General features: G+C 43.6%; 1 protein-coding gene. It reads right to left on the bottom strand.

Translation table 11 applies throughout. From position 1 onward, the window contains the following. On the bottom strand, positions 1-362 hold a 362-nt coding region (locus tag HMPREF2732_RS09855; protein ID WP_222563115.1), incomplete at both ends, for an HINT domain-containing protein.

The following is a 362-nucleotide window of genomic DNA, read 5'->3' as shown; positions in this document are numbered from 1 at the left end:
GTACGCGCTGATAGGTCATTTGTCCTGTCAGTTCGTTTTTCGCATAAACCTTATCTCCGACTTTAATAGACCCTATCGGCTTATAACCTTGCTCTGTTTTTACTTCCATGTCACCACGGAAAGAACAAGTTTTAGGTTTTATCTTCGCAACATTAACACTGGAATGGGCTACATCAATCGTGCCATTTTTTAATTTGGCAATAGACTTAGCTATCCCCAATCCAGCACCACTTAGAACCACGCCTCCAGTCGAAACACCTTTCATTTTGCCTTGGCGGTAACCTTGCATTTCTCCCGCGAGTTTTGGATTCTCTTGAAGAGCAAGCGCATAAGCCTCATCCCAATCTTTCAACGAGACCACA

This window comes from Haemophilus sp. HMSC061E01 (assembly GCF_001810345.1).
Lineage (GTDB): Bacteria > Pseudomonadota > Gammaproteobacteria > Enterobacterales > Pasteurellaceae > Haemophilus_D.
This window is presented reverse-complemented; position numbering and strand designations above follow the sequence as displayed.